Here is a 3,492-nt window from a genome sequence, read left to right as displayed (position 1 = left end):
GGGCGGTCGCGGCTTGCGGGGCGGGGGTTGTCGAGGTGCCGGCGTTTCCGGTCGAGGTGGTCGACACCGTGGGGGCTGGTGATGCGTATATGAGTGCCCTGCTTGCGGGCCTGCACGACCGGCACCTCCTCGGCGCGTCGGCACGCGACCCCCTGCGGGCCATCGACCTGGACGCGCTCACCTCACTCCTCACCGACGCCGCGCTCGCCGCAGCCATCACCTGCGGACGCCGCGGATCCGATCCACCCACCAGAGCCGAACTCGATGCCCCAGCAGCAGTTTCTCTTTAGGGAGGTACCAATGCTCATGCCCAGACGCCGCATCAGCCTTCTAGCAGCCTGCCTCGCCCTGCTCATCTCAGCGGCCGTCACCGGCCCACCGGCATCAGCCGCCACCGTCTACCACGAGCCCTACCGTCCCCAGTTCCACTTCTCGCCCCAGCAGAACTGGATGAACGACCCCAACGGCCTCATCTACTACAAGGGTCAGTACCACCTCTTCTTCCAGTACAACCCGAGCGGCGACACCTGGGGCAACATGTCCTGGGGCCACGCCGTGAGCACCGATCTCGTCCACTGGAAGCAGTTGCCGCTCGCGAGTCCGCAGGACGACAACGAGATGGTGTTCTCCGGCAGCGTCGTGTTCGATCGCACCGATTCCTCCGGCCTGGGCACCACAGCGAACCCGCCGCTCGTGGCGATCTACACCAGTGCTTACAAGGCCACCGGTAAGCAGGCCCAGTCGCTGGCCTACAGCCTCGACGGCGGCACGACCTGGACCAAGTACAGCGGGAATCCGGTGCTGGACATCGGGTCGCAGAACTTTCGTGACCCGAAGGTCTTCTGGTATCAGCCCACGAAGTCGTGGTTGATGACCGTTGCGCTGTCGGATCAGCACAAGGTGTCGTTCTACAGCTCGAAGGACCTCAAGTCCTGGACGCACCTGTCCGACTTCGGTCCGGCCGGGGCGGTTGGCGGCGCTTGGGAGTGCCCTGATTTGTTCCCGCTGCCGGTGGACGGAGATCCGGCGCACACCAAGTGGGTGCTAGTGGTCGGGACCAACCCCGGCGCGCCGGCCGGCGGGTCCGGTGTGCAGTACTTCGTCGGTGGTTTCGACGGCACTACTTTCACCGATGACGACGCGCCCTACAGCCCGCCGCAGGGTGTCAGTCTCCAGGACTTCGACACGCCTGGAGCTGGTTCCGGCTCTGGTTCCGGCTCCGGCTACGGGGACTGGACGGCGACCGGCACCGCCTTCGGTACCGGCCCCGCCGTCGGCACGCTCCCCGGCCAGCAGCCCGTCACCGGCTTCACCCCGCCTGGCCTGGCGAACTCCTTCAACGGTGGCGACGCGTCTACCGGCGAGCTGACCTCGCCGACGTTCACGGTCACGAAGCCTTATCTCAACTTCCTGGTCGGCGGCGGCGACCATCCTTACGTCCCGGGCGCCGGCGACGGCAGCCCGCCGCCCGGAACCCTGTTCCAGGACTGGTCCGCAGGCGCCACCTACGCCGACGAAGGCTGGAGTGCTACCGGCGCTTTCGTAGGCTCCGGCCCGTTCACCGAACAGCTGCCGAACCAGCTGACGCCGCGCGTCTTGGACACCTTCTCGCCGGCCGGCGACCCCGGCACCGGAACCGTCACCTCGCCAGCCTTCACCATCAACACCCACTACATCGCCCTGCAGGTCGCCGGCGGCGACCACCCTTGGAGCGGCGCGGGACCGACCGCCGTGAACTTGCTGATCGGCGGCAAAGTCGTGGCCAGTGCCACCGGCACCAACAGCGGTCAGCTCGACTGGACCAACTGGGACGTCAGCGCTTACGCGGGTCGGCAGGCGCAGATTCAGGTCGTGGACTCCGCCACCGGGGGCTGGGGCCACCTGATGGTCGGCGACATTGTTTTCTCCGACCAGAAAGCCGAACCGAAGGACGATCAGACCTCAGTGAACCTCGTCGTTAACGGCACCGTCGTCCGCTCGGCCACCGGCTCCAACAGCGAGAACCTCGACTGGACCTCCTGGGACCTGCACAACCTGATTGGCAAGCAGGCGCAGATCCAGATCGTCGACCACAACACCGGCGGCTGGGGCCACATCCTCGCCGACGACTTCACCGCCGCCTCTGCCCCGGCGTTGTCCGTGATCCAGCGTGCGCACTGGATCGACTACGGACCCGACTTCTATGCCAGCAGCACCTTCAACGACACGCCGGACGGCAGCCGGATCATGGTGGGCTGGATGAACAACTGGCAGTACGGGCAGAGCGTCCCGACCTCGCCGTGGCGCAGCGCTGACACCGTGCCGAGGCGCCTGAGCCTGCGGACGATCGACGGGCGGGTGCAGCTCACGCAGCAGCCGATCTCGCTGAGCGGGCTGCGCCAATCGCAGTATTCGAGCCCGGCGATCCAGCTCGACTCCGCGACCGTACCGATCCCGGCAGGCGCCGGCCCCGAGTTCGAGGCGCGGGTCACCCTTAGGCCGCACGGCGCGCGCCAGGTCGGCCTGGACATCCGCACAGGCCCGACCGGCCAGCACACTCGCATCGGCTACGACGCGACTAGCGGGCAACTGTTCGTGGATCGCACCGCCTCCGGCGACGTCGGCTTCGATCCGGCGTTCCCGTCGGTGGCATCGGCACCGGTGGCGCTGCACAACGGGGCGCTCGCGTTGCACATCCTGGTCGACGCCTCGTCCGTCGAGGTGTACACCGCCGACGGCACGCGTGTGCTGACGACGCAGATCTTCCCCGATCCGTCGAGCACCGGCTTGGACGCCTTCGCCGACGGCGGGCGCGGCACTGTCGCGGGGCTGAAGGTCTGGAGGCTGGGCTCGATCTGGCTTTGATCTGTGGTGCTTGCCGGTGCCGGTGCCGGTGCCGCTGTCGCTGTCGGCACTGGTTACCGGCAAGCGGGTGGTGTGGTCGCTGGGGTGCCCGGGGTGCGGTTGGCCTGTGGTTTTACAGGCGATTTTTACGGCTTCGCTAATGGTTGGATGGCTTCGCAGGGGACGCAGTTCGGTTGTGCCCCGCAGGTCGCGCTGGCGGCCGCCGGTATTAGCGAGCACGACCGCGCACCGGTCCGAGGCGCTGGGGGTGGCGCGCTGGCGGCGGCCGGTGTTCGTGGGCACGATCGCGCGGCAGTTCGAGTCTCTGGGCGGTGCGCGGGCGGCCGCCGGTGTTCGTCGGCACGATCGCGCGGCGGTTCTGGTTGCTGTGGCGGTGCGCTGGCGGCTGGCGGTTTTGGCGTGCACGACCGCGCGTCGGTCCGAGTCACTGCGCATGCGTTTGGTCTGGCGGGCGGCGGCCGCGTTTGGTGGGTGCGTTGAGGCCTCTGGCGGGCCTCCTCGCAATGCCGTTGGTTGTGTCATGCAAGTATTGGTTGTGGGGTGAGGGTTCGGGGTGGGATGCGGTAGCTGATGGGTTTGCCGATGGAGTCGGCGGGTCGGAGGCTGTAGCGGTTGCGGGCGCGTTTGATGGCGCGGGGGCTGGTGCGG

The 3,492-nt window shown here is 67.9% G+C and carries 2 protein-coding genes; both read left to right on the top strand.

Annotation, left to right across the window (positions count from 1 at the left end; genetic code table 11):
• On the top strand, positions 1 to 290 hold a 290-nt coding region (locus tag GWK61_RS53285; RefSeq protein ID WP_228564479.1), incomplete at its 5' end, for a PfkB family carbohydrate kinase.
• A 10-nt stretch (positions 291 to 300) separates the two neighbouring features.
• Positions 301 to 2,844 (top strand): glycoside hydrolase family 32 protein, encoded by a 2,544-nt coding sequence (locus GWK61_RS53280; protein ID WP_228564478.1) that lies wholly within the window; start codon positions 301 to 303, stop codon positions 2,842 to 2,844.
• Positions 2,845 to 3,492 lie beyond the last annotated feature (648 nt).

This window comes from Catenulispora rubra (assembly GCF_015356825.1).
GTDB classification, from domain to species: domain Bacteria; phylum Actinomycetota; class Actinomycetes; order Streptomycetales; family Catenulisporaceae; genus Catenulispora; species Catenulispora rubra.
Note: the sequence above shows the minus strand (reverse complement) of the source record. Positions and strands in the feature narration are given on the sequence as shown.

What these genes read in the sequence shown, in the direction of transcription:
- GWK61_RS53280 (WP_228564478.1), top strand. Translation starts at nt 301, where the DNA reads ATGCTCATGCCCAGACGCCGCATCAGCCTTCTAGCAGCCTGCCTCGCC.